General features: G+C 71.3%; 16 protein-coding genes. 13 read left to right on the top strand and 3 right to left on the bottom strand.

Annotation, left to right across the window (positions count from 1 at the left end; translation table 11 throughout):
* The first annotated feature begins 27 nt into the window (after positions 1–27).
* The 7 genes from ACZ6QO_RS31645 (at position 28) to ACZ6QO_RS31615 (ending at position 9,497) form a co-directional block, all read left to right on the top strand.
* On the top strand, positions 28–3,315 hold the full coding sequence (locus ACZ6QO_RS31645) for a S8 family serine peptidase (RefSeq protein ID WP_465856068.1): 3,288 nt from the start codon (positions 28–30) through the stop codon (positions 3,313–3,315).
* A 275-nt stretch (positions 3,316–3,590) separates the two neighbouring features.
* Entirely contained in the window at positions 3,591–6,209 is a 2,619-nt protein-coding gene (locus ACZ6QO_RS31640; RefSeq protein ID WP_465856066.1) for a hypothetical protein, read from the top strand.
* A 223-nt stretch (positions 6,210–6,432) separates the two neighbouring features.
* Positions 6,433–6,660, top strand: coding sequence for a hypothetical protein (locus tag ACZ6QO_RS31635; protein ID WP_465856064.1), 228 nt, complete (start codon positions 6,433–6,435; stop codon positions 6,658–6,660).
* A 297-nt stretch (positions 6,661–6,957) separates the two neighbouring features.
* Entirely contained in the window at positions 6,958–8,184 is a 1,227-nt protein-coding gene (locus ACZ6QO_RS31630) for a family 16 glycosylhydrolase (RefSeq protein ID WP_465856062.1), read from the top strand.
* A gap of 74 nt (positions 8,185–8,258) precedes the next feature.
* A complete protein-coding gene (locus ACZ6QO_RS31625) occupies positions 8,259–8,939 on the top strand; it encodes an NADPH-dependent F420 reductase (RefSeq protein WP_465856060.1) in 681 nt (226 codons plus the stop codon).
* A 143-nt stretch (positions 8,940–9,082) separates the two neighbouring features.
* Entirely contained in the window at positions 9,083–9,247 is a 165-nt protein-coding gene (gene rpmG, locus ACZ6QO_RS31620) for a 50S ribosomal protein L33 (protein WP_465856058.1), read from the top strand.
* 4 nt (positions 9,248–9,251) lie between these two features.
* The gene (locus ACZ6QO_RS31615) at positions 9,252–9,497 is read left to right on the top strand and encodes a type B 50S ribosomal protein L31 (protein ID WP_465856056.1); all 246 of its coding nucleotides are present in this window, start codon (positions 9,252–9,254) and stop codon (positions 9,495–9,497) included.
* A 160-nt stretch (positions 9,498–9,657) separates the two neighbouring features.
* Here ACZ6QO_RS31615 and ACZ6QO_RS31610 read toward each other — a convergent pair whose 3' ends face one another.
* Both ACZ6QO_RS31610 and ACZ6QO_RS31605 read right to left on the bottom strand, forming a co-directional pair.
* On the bottom strand, positions 9,658–10,476 hold the full coding sequence (locus tag ACZ6QO_RS31610) for a MerR family transcriptional regulator (protein ID WP_465856054.1): 819 nt from the start codon (positions 10,474–10,476) through the stop codon (positions 9,658–9,660).
* A 127-nt stretch (positions 10,477–10,603) separates the two neighbouring features.
* Positions 10,604–11,629: an alcohol dehydrogenase catalytic domain-containing protein gene (locus tag ACZ6QO_RS31605; protein WP_465856052.1), complete on the bottom strand. Its 1,026-nt coding sequence runs from the start codon at positions 11,627–11,629 to the stop codon at positions 10,604–10,606.
* Between the two features lie 300 nt (positions 11,630–11,929).
* On the opposite strand from ACZ6QO_RS31605, the gene ACZ6QO_RS31600 reads away from it, so the two are divergent.
* The 6 genes from ACZ6QO_RS31600 to ACZ6QO_RS31575 all read left to right on the top strand — a co-directional run bounded on the left by ACZ6QO_RS31600 (position 11,930) and on the right by ACZ6QO_RS31575 (position 16,721).
* Complete coding sequence (locus ACZ6QO_RS31600) at positions 11,930–12,517, top strand: TetR/AcrR family transcriptional regulator (RefSeq protein ID WP_465856050.1); 588 nt, start codon at positions 11,930–11,932, stop codon at positions 12,515–12,517.
* A 149-nt stretch (positions 12,518–12,666) separates the two neighbouring features.
* Complete coding sequence (locus ACZ6QO_RS31595; protein ID WP_465856048.1) at positions 12,667–13,116, top strand: phosphatase domain-containing protein; 450 nt, start codon at positions 12,667–12,669, stop codon at positions 13,114–13,116.
* Between the two features lie 47 nt (positions 13,117–13,163).
* A complete protein-coding gene (locus ACZ6QO_RS31590) occupies positions 13,164–14,111 on the top strand; it encodes a DNA polymerase domain-containing protein (protein WP_465856046.1) in 948 nt (315 codons plus the stop codon).
* A gap of 123 nt (positions 14,112–14,234) precedes the next feature.
* The gene (locus ACZ6QO_RS31585) at positions 14,235–14,741 is read left to right on the top strand and encodes a DinB family protein (RefSeq protein ID WP_465856045.1); all 507 of its coding nucleotides are present in this window, start codon (positions 14,235–14,237) and stop codon (positions 14,739–14,741) included.
* A gap of 250 nt (positions 14,742–14,991) precedes the next feature.
* On the top strand, positions 14,992–15,981 hold the full coding sequence (locus ACZ6QO_RS31580) for a sulfite exporter TauE/SafE family protein (protein WP_465856043.1): 990 nt from the start codon (positions 14,992–14,994) through the stop codon (positions 15,979–15,981).
* Positions 15,982–16,160: 179 nt separating this feature from the next.
* Positions 16,161–16,721: a hypothetical protein gene (locus ACZ6QO_RS31575; RefSeq protein ID WP_465856041.1), complete on the top strand. Its 561-nt coding sequence runs from the start codon at positions 16,161–16,163 to the stop codon at positions 16,719–16,721.
* 78 nt (positions 16,722–16,799) lie between these two features.
* Here the strand turns inward: ACZ6QO_RS31575 and recQ are convergent, their stop codons facing one another.
* On the bottom strand, positions 16,800–18,644 hold the full coding sequence (gene recQ / locus ACZ6QO_RS31570) for a DNA helicase RecQ (protein ID WP_465856039.1): 1,845 nt from the start codon (positions 18,642–18,644) through the stop codon (positions 16,800–16,802).
* Between the last annotated feature and the right edge of the window lie 246 nt (positions 18,645–18,890).

Raw genomic sequence — 18,890 nt, 5'->3', positions numbered from 1 at the left:
CTTTTCGGCGTTGTGGTAACGGCCCTGATGGCGGCCGCCACGCCGGCTCAGGCGACCCCCACCCCCGCCCCCACCTCCCCCCGGACGGCCCAGGCCGCCGCCAAGGCCGCCCCGGCCAAGACGATCACGCTCATCACCGGCGACAAGGTCGCCCTTCGCCCGCTCCCGAACAAGCAGACCCAGCTCGACGTCAAGCCGGGCCCCGGACGCGAGAAGGTGACCTTCGTCCACCGCAGGGGCAAGGACGGGCTCAGCATCGTCCCCATGGACGCGGCGCCCCTGCTGGCCGCGGGCACCCTGGACCCCCGGCTGTTCAACGTCGACCGGCTCGCCGCGCTCGGCTACGACGACGCCGCCAGCCCCGCGCTGCCGCTGATCGTGACCTACGCCGCCGACCCCGCCACGCTGCGCGTCGCGGGCGGGCGCCCGCTGCCCGCGATCAACGGCATCGCGCAGAGCGAGCCGCGCGCCGCCGCGGGCACGCTCTGGAAGTCCCTGACCGCGCAGGCGGGGGCCAGGACGGCGTCCACGCCCGAGAAGATCTGGCTGGACGGCAAGGCCAAGCTGTCCCTGGACGTCAGCGTCCCGCACATCGGCGCGCCGCAGGCGTGGCAGGCCGGCCACACCGGCCAGGACGTCAGCGTCGCGGTGCTCGACACCGGCTACGACCCCGGCCACCCCGACCTCGCGGGCCTGGTCACCAAGACGCAGAACTTCACCGCCGAGCCCGACGTCCGCGATCTCCACGGCCACGGCACCCACGTCGCCACCACGATCGCCGGATCCGGCGCCGCCTCGGACGGCAGGTACAAGGGCGTCGCCCCCGGCGCGAAGCTCATGATCGGCAAGATCTGCGACCAGGGCGGATCCTGCTCGGACTCCTCCATCATCGAGGGCATGACCTGGGCGGCCCAGAACGGCGCCCGCGTCGCCAACCTCAGCCTCGGCGAGCCCGACTCCCCCGGAGTCGACCCCGTGGAGCAGGCCGTCAACACCCTGTCGGAGGAGTACGGCACGCTGTTCGTCATCGCCTCCGGCAACGACGGCCCGCAGACGCTCGGCTCCCCGAGCAGCGCCGACAGCGCGCTCTCGGTCGGCGCCTCCTTCGCCGACGCCGACACCGTCGTCCAGTTCAGCAGCACCGGCCCCCGTCCCGGCGACGCCGCGGTCAAGCCCGACCTCATCGCACCCGGGGTCGGCATCGTCGCGGGCAGGGCGGCGGACACCTACGCCGGCATCCCGGTGGACGACTCCTACACGCAGATGAGCGGCACGTCGATGGCCACTCCGCACGTGTCGGGAGCGGCGGCGATCGTCGCCGGCCTGCACCCCGACTGGAAGGCCGGCCAGATCAAGGCCGCGCTGATGGCCTCCACCGCGCCCGGCGACGAGCTGGGCGCCTACGTCCAGGGCTCCGGCCGCGTGGACGTCGCCCGCGCCGTCACCCAGCAGGTCACGGCCGAGCCCGCCTCGCTGAGCATGGGCGACCTCGAACTCCCCCAGCCGGCGCCCGGCGAGCGCACGCTCACCTACCGCAACGACGGCGACGCCGCCGTCCGGCTGGACCTGAGCGTGACGGCCAAGGACGGCGAGGGTGAGACGGTGACGCCGTTCAAGCTCGGCGCCACCGCGGTGGAGGTGCCCGCGCACGGCACCGCGCAGGTCGAGGTGACCGCGGAACCGGCCGGGACGGGCATCTTCAGCGGCACGGTCATCGCCACCGGCGCCGGGGTCTCCGTCCGCACCGGCATCGGCATGCGGGTGGAGCCGGAGAAGCGCGGGCTCAAGCTGAGCTTCACCGGCTCGGACGGGCGGCCCGCTCAGCTCGCGTTCGCCGGGGTGATCGACCTCGACACCGAAGATCAGCGCAACTACGACATCTCGGGCGGCGCGCTGGACCTCCGGCTGGAGAAGGGCCACCGCTACACGGTCGTCACCCTCATGGCCGACCACGACGGCGCCGTGGTGATGGCCGCGGACCCGGAGTTCACGCTCGACGCCGACCGCGCCTTCGCCGCCGACGCCCGCAAGGCCAAGCCGGTGGACGTGCGCACGGAGGAGCCCACCGCGCGGCTGGCCATGGGCATGCTCGGCATGCTCCAGCTCGTCGACCACCACCAGCCCCTCGGCGTGGACGTCGAGCTGAGCAGCATGTACGGCGCCGATCGCGTCGAAGGCATCAAGGCCATCCCCACGACCCGCACGGCGAGCAAGAAGTTCGCCTTCTACCGGTGGACGCAGTGGGCCAAGCCCAAGGGCGACGGCGGCTACGACGACAGCCCGTACTTCTACCACCTGATGAAGGCCGAGCCGCGCATCCCCGCCGACCCCGGCTACCGTCCGCGCCGCCGCGACCTCGCGGAGGTCACCTCCACGTACGCCACCCAGCAGGACGGGAAGCTCGGCGAGCGCTTCGCGCTGCCCGCGCTGTACGGGACGGAGCTGGCGTGGATGCCGTACGGCGAGGTGTCGAAGTTCTCGCTCCCGTTCCGCCGGACCGAGTACTACACGCCGGGCGACACCGGCTGGTACCCGTCCTTCGTCCAGTACAAGGTGCCGCCGGACGGCTGGGACAACCTCGACCAGTTCTTCTTCGGCCGGACCACCGTGTACCGCGCCGGCCAGAAGAGCACCGACCGCTGGAACACCGGCGTCTTCGCCGCCGCGCTCAGCCCCGAGGGCGACCGGTCCTGGCGTGAGGGGAACCTCCTGCAGTTCTCCGGAGGGCTGTTCGAGGACGGCGTGCCCGAGCGCTACTCCTACGGCTCGTACGTCAACCCGCGGGCCGAGCTCTACCGGGACGGCGAGCGGGTCGACGCCACCGAGTACCTGCCCGGCGTCATCGAGGTGCCCGCCGACGACAAGCCCGGCCAGTACCGGCTCACCATGACCGCCGACCGCGAGGCGGCCATGACCAAGGTGTCCACCCGGGTCAGCGCCGAGTGGCGGTTCCGGTCGAAGACGCCCGAGCAGGGTGAGCGGCAGGTGCTGCCGCTGATGGCCGTCAAGATCAGCCCGGAGCTGGACGACCGCAACCGCGCCGCCGTGGGGCACATGCGCATCCCGCTACGGGTCCAGCGCCAGGCCGGCTCACCTGACCTGAAGGTGAGCACGCTCACCCTGGAGATCTCCTACGACGACGGACGCACCTGGCTGCCCACGCTGGTGCATCCTGCGGCCGGAGGCGCCTGGTCCGCCGAGACCCGGCACCCGGCCGACGCGCGCGGCACGTTCGCGTCCCTGCGCGTCAAGGCCGCCGACACCGGCGGCAACACCTTCACCGAGACCATCACCAGGGCCTACGAGATCCGCTGAACCACCGCTGAACCACCGCCGGCCTCGCCGCGTCGCCTGAACACACCTGATCACCAGGTCGGCGACGCGCCGAGGCCGGCGCCCGACCGGCGGGAGATCACGGCACCGCCAAACCCCCATCAAGGGCGGTAACGCCATAAATCCATCCGATCACACTGCGACATTGCGGACATAAACCCACACAATGCCCCTCTCAATCGCTTGACTCCGGTTCGAAGCCCTCAGCATGATTGCCGAGATGATCACGGGGACATCGGCAACTAAAAGGGCTGGTCATGGGAGTACAGGGCGCCGGCGAGGGCAAGCCGGCCACGTTGAGACTGGCCGTGTTGTTCCTGCTCGTCACCACGGTGTTCGCCGGGCTGGGGATATGCGCCTTCTCCCTGGGTGATGCGGGAGTGCGCCAGGCCGTGGAGACGGCTCCGCCGCAGGCCGTCGGCGTCACGGTCGCCGGGGTGATCAACTCGGGGAACTTCACCACTTATGACCGGGTCGTGCGGGAGCAGACGGCCGTGGCGTTCGGCGGCGCGCCGATCGAAGTGACCACCTTGCTCCGCTCGGACGGCTACACGATGCCGGGCCAGGAGAAGATACGGTTCCGGCGGCCGGAGCGGCTCAGGTTCGACAGTTTCGACGGGTTCCAACGGCATGCCAGGTTGATCTCGGGTTCATGGCCGCGGTCGCGTACCGAGCCGGTCGAAGCGGCGATCTCGCAGGCCGCCGCCTCGTACAGCGGTCTTGAGGTCGGGAAGGCGTTCACCACGATCGGCCGCATCGACGGCGAACCGGTGCAGGTCAAGATCACCGGAGTTTTCGTGCCGGACGACCCGCTCGGCCCGCGCTGGGCCGGCGACCTGATGTTCGGTCGTGGCGTCGAGCGGGACGGCTACACGACCTACGGCCCGCTCATGGTGGATCAGGCCACCTTCCTCGACCATTTCGCGACGACGGTCAACGCCACCTGGACCGTCACGCCGGACCTGCGCGGCATGCCGGTCGAGCGGATGCGTGAGGCGGTCGCCCGGCTGGGGGACCTGGGAGAGCGCTTCAAGGCGAACGGGTGCCCCCGATGCTCGCCTCTCAGCGCCCTGCCCGCGACGCTGGCGCGACTGGAGGCCGCCGCGTCGGCGGCCCGCTGGACGGTCCTGGGCCTGGCGGCGGTCCTGGCTCTGACGCTGCTGCTCCTGCCTCGGCCCAAGGGGACGGGCTGGTCTCCGGGCACGGCGGCGGTGGCCGCGGGCTGCGCGATCGCCGCGCCCTTCGCCGCCCGCCTCCTGCTCTCCCTGGCAGGCGCGGTTCCGTGGTGGCCGGCCTCGGGACTGAGGCCGCCCGCCGCCTTCGACGCGGTGGCGCTCCTGGCGGCGATCTCCATGGCGCTGCTCGCGGCCGTGCTGCTGCTCGCCGAGGTACCGAGGCGGGCGGGCATCCAGGTGCTCTCCGTGGCGCTCGCCGCCGCGGTGGCCGCGGCCGCGCTCATCGGCGCCGCCACCTGGCGTACGTCGCGGGCGGATCAGGCCGGCCATCAGGCCGGCGCCGACCTGCGGCTGACCGGCCCTCCGGCAGGAGGCACGCCGGACGTCCTCGGCCGCGGCACCGCCTTCGCCGCTCTTCCGGGGGTCACCGCAGCCGTACCCGGCCACCGCGATCGGATCGAGGTCGACCTTCGCTACAGCACCCTGCTCGGCATCGACGCCACCCGCCTCCCCGAGGTGTTCCGCCTGCGACCCGATCTGTCGGACCGGACGGTCACGCGGATGGCGGCCGCGATGGCGGCCGGTCGGCCGAAGATCGGCGCCATGCCGCTTCCCAACGCCCCGTGTACGCTCACCGTCGAGGTGAACGCGCCGGCCGACCCTCCGCGGCTGCGGGTGGTGATCTCCGACGCCCTCGGCGTCTGGCACGACATGCCGGTCGCACCGCTGCACCCGGGCGTCACGAAGGTGGATGTGAACCTCGGCGGCCTGGCCGGCCGGGACGGGAAGATCGCCTACCCGCTTTCCATCCGCGGTTTCCTGGGCAACTCGGTCGACGACTCCCCCCATGCGCTGACCGTGACCGCCCTGCGCGCCGACGGCCAGGAGGTGAGCCTGCCGGCGGATCAGCGCTGGTCGGAACAGGCCGACGGCGGCGCGGGGCTCTTCTCGCTCAAGGTGAACACCGCTGCGGCCGTCGTGCGGCCCGTACCGGTGGGCGCCGCCGCCGACCGGCCGCTGCCCATCGTCCTCACGGCCGAGCTGGCCGCGTCCGCGAAGCTCACCACGGGCGCGACCGGATCCATCGGGCTGGGCCGCCAGCGGGCCCAGGTCCAGCTCGTCGGGATCGTCCAGCGCATGCCCGGCATCCCCCTCGACCAGGCCGGCGCCCTCGTGGACCTGCCGTCCTTGCAGGCGTGGAACCTGGCCGCGGCACGCCCGCCACTTCCCGCCACCGACTGGTGGCTCGCCGCCACCGACGAGAACCGGGTCCGTACGGCGGTGGCCGCATCCGGCTGGGACGTCACGCTGATCGACCCGCTCGCCTTCAGGGCCACGCCGGCCGGCCTGCTGCCCGAAGCGCTCGGCCTGGCACTGATGACGGCCCTCGGCCTCCTGCTCGCCGCCGCCACGGGCCGCCGGCGGGCCTGGTGGCGCACCGCCGGCGGCATGGGGCTGGGGCTGGCGCTGGGTCTGGGGCTCTGCTACGCCGCCATGCCTTGGGCCGTACGCGCCTGGCAGGGCGGCACCGCCACGCCGGACGTCGTGCTGGAGCCGCCATGGCCCGCGATCGCCACGCTGCTGGTGCTCTTCGCGGCGGTCACCGCCGTCGTACGCGTGACCGGCGAACGCGACACCGTCGGCTCCAGCCCGGCCACCTCAGGAACGACTGCGGACGATCGGGGCGTTCACGTGCCTTGACCTGCGACCTTCGCAAGGAGACGCCAGAACGCGTACACGTCCGACGCCGGCTTGCGGATGGTGGTGCCGGCCGTCAGTTCCATGGTTCCTCCAGTGCTGGTCCTTGTCAGCTACCGGTCTCGTCCCGGGTTGCACCTGCCGGACGGAAATGAAGCATGATCCTTTGGGTTGGTTTGTCGACCTCGGTCGCGAGTGTTCCCCCAGGCGGCACATACTGGAGGGGATGAACCAAGCCAGCGGCGCACCCCGTCGTCACCTGCCCACAAGTCCCTTCAAGCCCCCGCCTCCCGCCCCGCCCACCGAGCGGTTCAGCGTGGACGACCGGGTGACCCACGACCGCTACGGCCTTGGCGTCGTCATCGCGGTGGAAGACGAGATCGCCGTGATCGTCGACTTCGGATCACGCCAGGAACGCATCACCACCCCGTTCAACAAGCTGTACAAACTCTGAGAGCACTGCGGCGCACCCGTGGGGGCCGCACCGGCCGGCCGGAGGCCGGCGCGGCCCGAGGCGGGGCGGTGCGGCCCGCCGTCGCGCGGTCCGCGAGGACCCGTACGACGTGACGGCCGATAATCAAAAGGAAACCTTCCTATTGACAGGCGCATGACCCGGGTGTTGTATCCGGTTGACTCGGCTGGTGAGAAAACTTCCGGCGGCGGATGACCCGCCGGTGTGCGCCCCCGCACATCGTGAGGGCGTGCGGCCGGAAGCCGTGCCCGGCCAGGACCGCACCCCCCGGAGGTCTCCATGCGCAAACCCCGGCTCCTCCTCACGGCCGCCGCCGTGATCGTCACGCTGACCGGCGGCCTGGTCGCCGCCACGAGCGACGATCGCGCCGAAGCCGCCATCGGCCCCGTCACCTGGTCGGACGAGTTCAACGCCGCCTCGGGAACGCCCATCGACGGCGGCAGGTGGAAGTTCGACACCGGCGGGGGCGGCTGGGGCAACAACGAGCTGCAGTACTACACCAACTCGACCCGCAACGTGTACCACGACGGGCAGGGCCACCTCGCGATCACGGCCCGCAGGGAGAACCCGTCCAACCTGCAGTGCCACTACGGCACCTGCCAGTACACCTCCGGCCGCATCCTGACGGCGGACAGGTTCACTCAGGCGTACGGCCGGTTCGAGGCGAGCATCAAGATCCCCAAGGGGCAGGGCATCTGGCCCGCGTTCTGGATGCTCGGCGGCGGCGACTGGCCGAACAACGGCGAGATCGACATCATGGAGAACATCGGCAAGGAGCCGAACACGGTGCACGGCACCGTGCACGGCCCCGGCTACTCCGGCAGCGGAGGCGTGGGAGGCGGCCGCACCATCGGCTCGCCGCTCGGCGACGCCTTTCACGACTACCGGGTCGACTGGTCGCCCAACCTCATCGTCTGGTACCTGGACGGCGCCGAGTACTTCCGCGTCACCCCTGCCGCCATCGGCGGCAACCGGTGGGTCTTCGACCACCCGTTCTTCATGATCCTGAACGTGGCGGTGGGCGGTTACTGGCCGGGCAACCCCGACGGCTCCACCACGTTCCCGCAGACGATGCTGATCGACTACGTCCGCGTCTCCGCGTGGACCGGCGACGGGTCCGGCACCGGCGGCGCGCTCAAGTCGGCCCTGAACGGGCGCTGCATCGACATCCCCGGCGCCAACCCGGTCGACGCCGCCGCGCTGCAGACCTACGACTGCAACGGCACCGCCGCCCAGCAGTGGTCCGCCAACGGCGACGGCACGATGCGCGCGATGGGCAAGTGCATGGACGCGGCGGCGGCCGGGACCGCCAACGGCACGCGGATCCAGCTCTACACGTGCAATGGCACCGCCGCCCAGCGCTTCACGCTCAACTCGGCCGGCGACCTGGTCAACCCGGCCGCCAACAGATGCGTGGACATAGTCGACCGCAACACCGCCAACGGCGCACGACTCCAGCTGTGGGACTGCACCGGCGCGTCCAACCAGAAGTGGACCCGCGCCTGACCCCTCCGATCGACGCGCGAAATTGCGGTCGGCGGCGAGGAATGCCCGGCGGAGGGCGCGGGTTGAGGTCGCACATGACGACTATCGGATTAATCGGCAGCGGTCACATCGGCGGCACACTCGCCCGTCTCTCTGTGGCCGCGGGGTACGACGTGGTGCTCAGCAACTCGCGCGCGCCCGAGACGTTGAAGGACCTGGTCGACGAACTCGGGCCGAAGGCGCGCGCGGCGACCTCCGCCGGGGCCGCGGCCGCCGGGGACCTGGTGGTGGTGAGCATCCCGCTGCGAGCCTATCGGGCCGTTCCGGCGGAACCGCTGACCGGCAAGACCGTCCTCGACACCAACAACTACTACACCCAGCGGGACGGGGTCTTCCCCGAACTGGACGAGAAGTCGACCACCTCCAGCGAGCTGCTGCAGCAGCACCTGCCGGAGTCCAAGGTGGTCAAGGTGTTCAACAACATCTTCTACCAGCACCTGCTGGCGCTGGCCCGGCCCGCCGGCGCGCCCGACCGCAGCGCCATGCCGATCGCGGGCGACGACGCCGGGGCCAAGAGCGAGACGACGGAGTACCTCGACCGCATCGGCTACGACACCGTCGACGTCGGAAAGCTGGCGGACGGGTGGCGTTTCCAGCCGGGCACCCCCGCCTACGGCTTCATCTACGCGGGGGACGCCGAGAACTTCTGGCAGTCGCCGGGAGTGAAGGCCGACGTCGCGACGCTCCGCGCGGCGCTGGCCGACGCCCGGCCCTGACCTCGCCCGGCGGGCGGGTGCGGCCCTGGACGCAGATCGAAACGCGGGCGGGAATACCTGGCTATTGGCAATGGTTTTCAACGATCGTGACGGCGCGGTCCCCGACGGAGACGGCGCGGTCCTTCGAGGAAAGGATCCCGGCGATGGCCAGAAACGACCTCCGCCCCGTGGTGAAGCTCAGGTCGACCGCGGGCACCGGTTACACCTACGCGACGCGCAAGAACCGTCGCAACGACCCCGACCGGCTGACGCTGAGCAAGTACGACCCCATCGTCCGCAAGCACGTCGTGTTCCGAGAGGAGCGATGACCCCTTGAAGAAGGACATCCACCCCGCATACCGCCCCGTCGTGTTCCGCGATTCGAGCGCGAACTTCACCATGCTCACGCGGTCGACCATGACCAGCGACAAGACCGTCCAGTGGACGGACGGCGCCACCTATCCGGTGGTCGACGTCGACGTCTCGTCGGCCAGCCACCCGTTCTACACCGGCCGCGGCCGCATCATGGACACCGCGGGCCGGGTCGAGCGCTTCAACCAGCGCTACGGCAGAGGCTGAGTCTCACCGGCGACACCTCCGGCCGCCGCGGGCCCGCCCGCGGCGGCCGGTTCCCGCGTGCCTCGCGATGACGGCCTGCCTCGCGATGACGGCCGGTTTCGCGATGACTGCCGGCCCCCCGGCGAGCCCGCGCCGCGGAACGGCGCGGGCCGTCTCGCGTCTACTCCGGAGCGGTGACGGGCTCCTGCAGTTCGGTCACCCACGTGGCCGGGTCGCCGTCGCCGTACTTGAGGTAGACCTCGCGGGCGACGCCGGAGCCGCGGTAGCCGTTGTCCTCGATCCACCGGGCCAGCTGCTGGTAGGAGGCGTCCACGTGCTCCATGGAGCCCTGGTGGACGACGGTGGCGGCCCGCTCGACCGCGGGCAGGTCGACGACGTCGAAGTCGTAGGCCCCGCCCTCCCGGAGGTCGGCCTGCACCCCCGCGTGCACGCGCACGCCCTCGGCGATCGGCTCGTAGTACGCGATCGCCGGGCCGGTGAGGACGTGCCCGGCCGCCTCGACCCGCCTGCACAGGTCCTCGTACAGCTGCTGGATCACCGAGCCGATCTTGTCTGACTCGAACCCGTCGGCCGTGGCGCTCAGCTCGGCGAGACGGACCGCGGGCACACTCTTGATCACGACATCTGCGGGCATGACACCCTCCGTTTCGATCAGTCGGAGCCTCGCCTCGACCCTGGCCAGCCGCGCCATGTCGTCGGCCACCTGGGCCTCCAGCTGCGCGCGGCGCAGCCGCAGCATGCCGTGCAGCTCCTCGGTGCCGACCTTCTCCGCGAGGATCCGTCCCACCTGCTGGAGGCTGAGGCCGAGATCCTTCAGCGCGATCAGCCGGTTGAGCCGGGGCAGCTGCTCCGCCTTGTAGAAGCGGTAGCCGGTGACCGGGTCGACCCTCGCGGGGCGGAGCAGTCCGAGGTCGTCATAGTGCCGCAGCATCCGTACCGACACCCGGCCGAGACGGGCGAAATCTCCGATGGTGAACATGATGCTCCAGGTCTACGGCCTCACACGGTGTCAGGGTCAACACACCATCGCGGCGCGTCCCCTCCTCGACCATCATGCCGCGTGACGAGACACCGGCCCGACGCACCGACCGGCGGATCATGCCTGCTCAGGCCCGCGTGTCGAGCACGACGCGGAACCGGGCCGCGCCGGACATCATGCGCTCGAAGGCCTTCGGCGCCTCCGACAGCGGCAGCACCTCGTTCATCGAGTGGATGCCGTGGTCCAGGGTGAAGGCGAGGTTCTCCTCGTTCTGGATCGGGGTGCCGACGAGGCTGCCGACGATCGACCGCTGGCCGAGGAACAGCTCGGCCGGCAGCACGGACATCGCGTCGGTCCCGCCGCCCAGCACCACCAGCCGCCCGTGGGGCGCCAGGCCGGCGACCAGGGGCGACATCGCCTGGCTGTGCGCCACGGTGCTGATGATCGCGGCCGCGCCGCCGAGCTCGCGCAGCGCCTCGCCGGGGTCCTGGGCGGTGCTGTCGATGTAGTGCCGTGCGCCCAGCCGCGTCGCCAGCTCGCCCTTCTCGGCGCCACGCGCGATGGCGACGGTCCGGAAGCCGAGCTTGGCGGCGTACTGGATGCCCAGGTGCCCGAGACCGCCGATGCCGAAGATCGCCACCAGCGCGCCGGGACGGGCGCCGGCCTGCCGCAGGCCCTGGTAGACGGTGATGCCCGCGCAGAGCAGCGGCGCCGCGTCGATCGCCGCCATACCGTCGGGGACGCGCACGAGCCCGCTCGCCTTGGCGTACGCGACCTCGGCGTACCCGCCGTCCACGGAGGTCCCGGTCAGGGGCTGGTCGGCGCAGTTGACGAAGTCGCCGTGGCGGCAGAAGTCGCACTCGCCGCAGTGGCCGTTCAGGAAGCCGACGCCGACGCGGTCGCCGACCCGCCACCTGTTCACCCCGGCGCCGACGGCGTCGATGACCCCGACGACCTCGTGACCCGGCACAATGGGCGCGGAGGCGTCCGGGCGCATCATGCCCGCGAACGCCAGGACGTCGGAGTGACACACGCCGCAGGCCTCCACCCGCAGGCGCACGTGTCCCGGCGACGGGTCGGTCAGCTCTCGCTCGACCAGGGCCCAGTCACCCGTTCCGGCTCCGGACACTTGAACGGCACGGTAGGTCGACATGCTCTGTTCCTCTCGGACGATGGCGTTCGTCAGGCGATCGGCGGGTCAAAGTGACCGGTCGTCTTGAACCGCGGAAAAAAATCCGGTCTGGGAGGCACCCAGACCGAGATCACCTCGCCGACGGGCTCCGCCGAGGCGGGGCGGGCGAGGCCGGTGCCGAAGCTAGCAGCCATCCCGGCCGCTTGTAAATCCCCTGCTCACACGTCGTCCGTCACCTTCCGGCAGGACTTCTCCGGCCCGGACCGCCGGCCATTTGACAGATCGAAGACGACCGGCCATATTCGTTCCTCTAAGGCGGTGATGACCGTGGCCAGGCAGAGCATGCGCGAAGAGATCGTCGAGGCGGCACTCGACCAGTTCCACACCCGCGGCTACAACGCGGCGGGGGTGAAGGACATCACCGACACCGCCGGCGTGCCGAAGGGGTCCTTCTACAACCACTTCGACAGCAAAGAGTCGCTGGCCGTCATCGCCCTCGAACGGTACGGCGAGACCCGCCGCATGCGCGACCTGTCCGACACCTCCGTCCCGCCCGTGGCGCGCCTCAAAGCGCACTTCGAGTTCCTGCGCGACGACACCGTCGGCCACGGCTACAAGCGCGGCTGTATGTTCGGCAACTTCGGCGCCGAGATCGGCGACCACAGCGAGGTGCTCCGCGCCGGCGTCGAAGGCAGCCTGAAGATCTGGACCACCCTGGTCGCGGACGTCATCTCCGAGGCCCAGCGGGGCGGCGAGGTGCGCGGCGACCTCGACCCGGCCGCGACGGCCCGTTTCGTCGTCAACGCCTGGGAGGGCACCCTCATCGACGCCCGCACCAGCGCGTCGCCGCACGCCTTCGGCTCCTTCTTCACCCTCGTCTTCGGCACCCTGCTGACCCGGCCCGCCTGACCTTCCCCGGGGAACCCCGCTGGACCCACGGCGCGACGCCCAGTGCGGCGGCGGCACGACGGTGGACCGCTCACGACGGACCCCGGCCGGACAAGCCGCCGCCGGGCGGGACGGGCCGACGGGGTCCGGCGATGCGCGACAATCTTCGTATGGCGGAAACGCTCTCCGGTGCGATCCAAATGCCCGACGAGATCTGGGTTCGCGGTCGCGGCCTGCGCCGTCCCCTGCCCGGCGGGCCGGCGCCCTGCTTCGGGCTCTACCTCGGCTCGGCGCGCCTGCAGCGCCGCCATGAGGACGCGCTCGCCTGGCCGCACGAATGGGTCCGCTGGCCGGACTTCCTGCTGCCGGCCGACCGGCACGCGGCCGCCCGTTCCATCATCCGCCTGCACGCGCACGCCCTCTCCGGGTCGCCCGTGGAGGTCGCCTGCGGCGGCGGCGTCGGCCGCACCGGCACCGTCATCGCCTGCCTCGGCACGCTCGCGGGGCTGTCCCCCGGCGAGGCCGTCGCGTGGGCGCGCGAGCACCATCACCCCCGCGCCGTCGAGACCCCCTGGCAGCGCCGATGGGTCGAGTGGTTCGCCTCCCGCGACGAGACCTGACCATCCCGTTGTTGACCCGGTGCGCGCGCACCGGCATCGTGGGGCGGATGACCGGCGATGAGACGACGCGCGACGGGGTGTCGCTGACCAACCTCGATCGGCCGCTGTTCGACGGCGCGGACGCCACCAAGCGCGACCTGGTCGACTATCTCGACGGGGTGCGCGAGCGCATCCTCCCGGTGCTGCGCGAGCGGGCGCTGTCGGTGGTCCGCGTGCGGCCGGGGCAGCCGCCGTTCATGCAGAAGAACGTCCCCAAGTACACCCCTTCGTGGGTGCGCACCGTCTCGGTGTGGGCGGAGGCCTCGCAGCGGCAGGTGTCCTACGCGCTGTGCGACGACCGCCGGACGTTGCTGTGGTTCGCCAACCAGCGGGCGGTGGAGTACCACCCGGCACTGGTGCGCGGCGACCACGCCACCCACCTCGTCCTCGACCTGGACCCGCCGGAGGAGAACGCGTTCCCGCTGGCCGTCCAGGCCGCCCGGCTGGTCCGGCAGGCCCTCGACGACGCCGGGCTGGCGGGCGCGGTGAAGACGAGCGGGGCCAAGGGCCTGCACATCTTCGTCCCGGTGGCGGAGGGCATCGCGATGGAGGACCTGGCCGCCGCGACCCGCGCCCTGGCCGCGTGGGCCGAGCGCGTCGACCCGGCGCTGGCCACGACGGCGTTCATCCGGGAGGACCGCGAGGGCAAGGTGTTCGTCGACTCGACCCGGGCCGGCGGGGCGACGGTGGTGGCCGCCTACAGCCCGCGGGTGCGACCGGGCGTGCCGGTCTCGTTCCCCGTGGCGTGGGACGACCTGTCCCGCGTCTCGCCGGCCGACTTCACCGTCCACACCGCCGCACGGCTGCTCGGCGACCGTGACCCCTGGGCCGAGATGATGCCACCGCCGCAACGGCTGCCCGACGACCTCATCGCGCAGGGGCACACGATCCCGGTCGCCCGCGTCCAGGCCATGCACGAGGGCAAACGCCGCGCCCGCGCCCGCCGCGCCGAATAGCCGCTCACGTCCGGCGAGGCAGGCGGGCGGCGGGCTCCGTACCCACCCGCGTCAGCGGCGGGACGAGATCGATCACGGCATATGCTTCGCTCTGACCGCTGACACCAGAAGGAATCACCACCATTGACCACAGAACGAATCCCCCCGCCCGTGATCGCGGACGAGCGCGACATGTTGCGCGGCTTCCTCGACTACCAGCGCGCGACCCTCGCCATGAAGTGCGACGGCCTGTCCGACGAGCAGATGCGGCGCCTGTCGATGCCGCCCTCCACGCTGTCGCTGCTCGGCCTCGTGCGGCACATGGCCGAGGTGGAGCGCACGTGGTTCCGCCGGGTGATCAACGGCGAGGACATCCCACTGGTCTGGTCGGACGAGGGCGACTACCAGGTGGCCTACGACGCGAGCGCCGCCACCGGGGCGGAGTCCTTCGCGGCCTGGCGCGCCGAGGTGGAGCACGCGCGCCGCATCGAGCGGGCGGCCGCGTCGCTGGAGGTGACCGGCTACCAGGCCAGGTGGGATGAGGAGGTGTCACTGCGCATGGTGATGCTGCACGTGTTCGGAGAGTACGCCCGGCACAACGGCCACGCCGACTTCCTCCGCGAAGGCATCGACGGCACCGTCGGCGCCTGACCCCGGGCGTCTGCTCCGGGCCTCTGACCCTGGGCGTCCGCCCCTTCACGCGTGCGTGTTCTTCGGCGCGCGCACCACCACACCGGACCAGCCCGAACTCACCGGCTGCGTCCGCTGGTCCACCCAGCCCGCCGGCGGCAGGATGCGCCCGGCCCGGGACCGGGCCGGGCGCATCACCTTTCAACATCGGACCGCGCACATCGCCTTCTGACATAAGGCCATATTCCGATGGATTTGGTAGGGTATCCGGGTGGACTTCGACTTCACCATGGCAATCGGCTCGTTCCTGGTCGCCATCGTCGTCGGCCTTACCGGCATGGGCGGCGGCGCGCTCATGACGCCCATGCTCGTGACGTTCTTCGGGGTCCCGCCGCTGGCGGCCGTCTCCAGCGACCTGGTGGCGGCGGCGGTGATGAAGCCGGTCGGCAGTCTGGTCCATCTGCGCAGAGGGACCGTCCACCTCAGGCTGGTGGGCTGGTTGTGCGTGGGCTCGGTCCCTGCGGCGTTCGGCGGCGTGCTGATCGCCAAGGCGCTCGGCGACGGCGAAGACGTCCAGGCCGTGATCCAGAAGGCGCTGGGCGGCGCGCTGCTGATCGCCGCGGCCGGCCTGGCCGTGCGGGGCTACCTCGCGATGCGGGACCGGGCCGAGCGCCGCACCCCGGCCACCGGCAGGCGCACCGCCCAACCGGGCGAGCCGGCCGCGACCGCGCCGCCCCCGGCCGTCCCGGTGCGTCCCCTGCCCACCGTCGTGATCGGCGTCATCGGCGGGCTGGTGGTCGGGATGACCTCGGTCGGCTCCGGCTCGCTGATCATCGTGGCGCTGCTCGCGGTCTACCCGATGCTGAAGGCCAACCAGCTCGTGGGCACCGACCTGGTGCAGGCGGTGCCCCTGGTCATGTCGGCGGCGCTCGGTCACCTGCTGTTCGGTGACTTCAAACTCTCGGTCACGGTCGCGCTGCTGGCCGGGTCGATCCCCGGGGTGTACATCGGCTCGCGCATCTCCTCCCGGGCCCCTGGCGGGCTGATCCGCCGCGCGCTGGCATTCGTGCTGCTCGCCTCGGCGCTGAAGATGTTCGACGTCTCGACCTCGGCCACCGTCTGGGTGCTCGTCGGCGTCCTGGTCGCCGCGCCGTTGTTCTGGATGTTCCTGCGCACCCGGCACGGCCTGCCCGCGCTGCCCTGGGCGCGGAGCACCGCCGCACCGGTCGAGGCGGGACGATCGTCCTCCGACCGTCCGTGACCCCGCCGCCCGTCGGCGGGCGGCGGGCGGCGGCCTTCACCGGGTCGTTCAGCGGCCGGACGGCCTTCACCAGGCCGAATCCGGAGTGCGAAAAAAATGTGGTGTTCCGGGAACCTCCGCAACTTATGCTCGTTATACACCGTGCATAGCGTTTCGGCGTCCCTCCTGGAGTAGCATTCATGCGCAAACTTCTCGTGCCCGTCGCCTTTACCAGCGGGCTTTTCCTGCTGGCGCCGCAAAGCGCCCAGGCCGCCACCACCGCGTCCACCGCGTCCACCGCGTCGTCGGCCGCACGGACGACCACGGAGACGGCCGCGCAGCTCAGGTCGCGTGTGACGGTGTCGTATCCCAAGGCGATACGAAGGGGATGGCCCGCTCGCTATACCTTCAAGGTTACGAATCCGAATGAAATTGACGACGAACGGCTGGTCCTCGCCACCGACCTGCCGCGCGGCATCGTATCCAAGGTGCGTTTCGTGACAAAGCCGCGCGGCGCCTCCTGTGGCACGCAGAAGCGCAACGCGGCCGGCAACTACAGCATCTACTGCGTGGTGCGCTCGCTCAACCACAGCAAGATCACCATGTCGTTCAATGTCTGGATCAGGTCGAGTTACCGCGGCAAGTACCGGGCGGGGCACTACTGGGCGCCGGTCAGCCTCGGCGGCGGCAGCGTGCGCGACTACCTCGACGAGGTGACCAGGGACAACCTCATCGGCCACAGCTGGACCAAGATCGTCTGACCCACCCGGCCAGGGCGGCCTCCCCAGCGGCCCTGGCCCAGATGGGCAAGCACCCGGTGCAGGGGTGTGGACACCGGGCTAAGCGCTGAGGGTTTCCAGGATGGCCTCGCCGTACTTGGCCAGTTTGTTCTCGCCTACGCCGCTCACCTTGCCGAGCTCGTCCAGGGACGACGGCATCAGGGTCGCGATCTCGCGCAGTGTCGCGTCGTGGAAGATGACGTAGGCGGGCACGCCCTGCTCCTTCGCGGTGGCCGCGCGCCAGGCGCGCAGCCGCTCGAAGACGGGCACGGCCTCCTCGGGCAGCTCGGCGGGGGCGCCCTTGGCGGTCTTGGCGGCCTTCGCCGCGGCGCGGGCGGGGCGTTCGGGATCGCGGCGCATCGGCACCTGGCGGCGGCGGCCCAGCACCTCGCCGCTCTCATCGGTCAGCACGAGGGTGCCGTAGTCGCCTTCGACCGCCAGAAGACCCTGGGCGAGCAACTGACGCACCACGGCCCGCCACTCGGCCTCGCCCAGCTCGGTGCCGACGCCGAACACGGTGAGCGAATCGTGCCCGTGCTGGACGACCTTGGGGGTCATGCGGCCGAGCAGGATGTCGATGATCTGGCCGGCGCCGAACTTCTGGCGGCGCTCGCGGGCGAGGCGCACGACGGTGGACAGGAGCTTCTGGGCGGCGATGGTGCCGTCCCAGGACTCGGGCGGGGTCAGGCAGGTGTCGCAGTTGCCGCAGGGGGCGGCGCTCTGCTGGCCGAAGTAGTCGAGCAGGCGGGTGCGGCGGCACTCCACCGTCTCGCACAGCGCGAGCATGGCGTCGAGGTGCGCGGCGAGGCGGCGGCGGTGGGCGTCGTCCCCCTCGGAGGTGTCGATCATCTTGCGCTGCTGGACGACGTCCTGGAGGCCGTAGGCGAGCCAGGCGGTGGAGGGCAGGCCGTCACGCCCGGCGCGGCCGGTCTCCTGGTAGTAGCCCTCGACGGACTTGGGCAGGTCGAGATGGGCGACGAACCGCACGTCGGGCTTGTCGATGCCCATGCCGAAGGCGATGGTGGCGACCATGACCAGGCCGTCCTCGCGCAGGAAGCGCGACTGGTTGCCGGCGCGGGTGCGCGCGTCGAGCCCGGCGTGGTAGGGCAGGGCGGCGATGCCGTTGGCGACCAGGAACTCGGCGGTCTTCTCGACCGAGGCCCGCGACAGGCAGTAGACGATGCCGGCGTCGCCGGGGTGCTCGGTGCGCAGGAACTGCAGGAGCTGCCGCTTGGGGTCGCTCTTGGGGACGATGCGGTACTGGATGTTGGGCCGGTCGAAACTGGCCACGAAGTGGCGGGCGTCGCGCAGGTTGAGCCGCGCGGCGATCTCGGCGTGCGTGGCCGGGGTGGCGGTCGCGGTGAGGGCGATGCGCGGCACGTCGGGCCAGCGCTCGTGCAGCATGGACAGCGCGAGGTAGTCGGGCCGGAAGTCGTGCCCCCACTGGGCGACGCAGTGGGCCTCGTCGATGGCGAACAGCGAGATGGCGCCGCGGTCGAGCAGCCGCAGCGTGGAGTCGACCCGCAACCGCTCGGGGGCGAGGTAGAGCAGGTCGAGCTCGCCGGCGAGGAAGGCGGTCTCGACCTGCCGGCGCTCGTCGGCGTCCTGCGTGGAGTTGAGGAACCCCGCCCGGACGCCGAGCGCCGTGAGGGCGTGGACCTGGTCTTGCATGAGGGCGATCAGCGGCGAGACGACGATGCCGACGCCCTGCCGGACGAGCGCGGGGATTTGATAGCACAGTGACTTTCCGCCGCCGGTCGGCATGAGCACCAGGGCGTCGTTGCCGGCGACGACGTGATCGATGATCTCCTGCTGGCCCTCGCGGAAGGACGCGTAGCCGAACACGCGGCCGAGCACCCGCAACGCGTCGGGTTCTTGGAGGCCATCGTCCACCAGGGAGGTCATCGCGTCATTCTATGAGGCCCCCACGCCCCTCGAAGGAGAACGGCCTCCCTTGTGGACGACCTCGCCACCTGTGGACGACCTCGCCACCTGTGGACGACCTCGCCGCCTGTGGACGGCGAGCGACGCCCCGGCCCGTCACGGACCCGGCTAGTACTCCAGTGACCGTTCGTGATCTCGCTGGTTGTGGTGGCATGGGTACGGCCACCGCGTGATCATCAGTGTTTGTGATGACATCCGAAGATCGTG

It is taken from the genome of Sphaerisporangium sp. NPDC049457 (assembly GCF_055586705.1).
The sequence above is the reverse complement of the archived record's forward strand: the minus strand, read 5'-3'. Positions and strand labels throughout refer to the sequence as shown.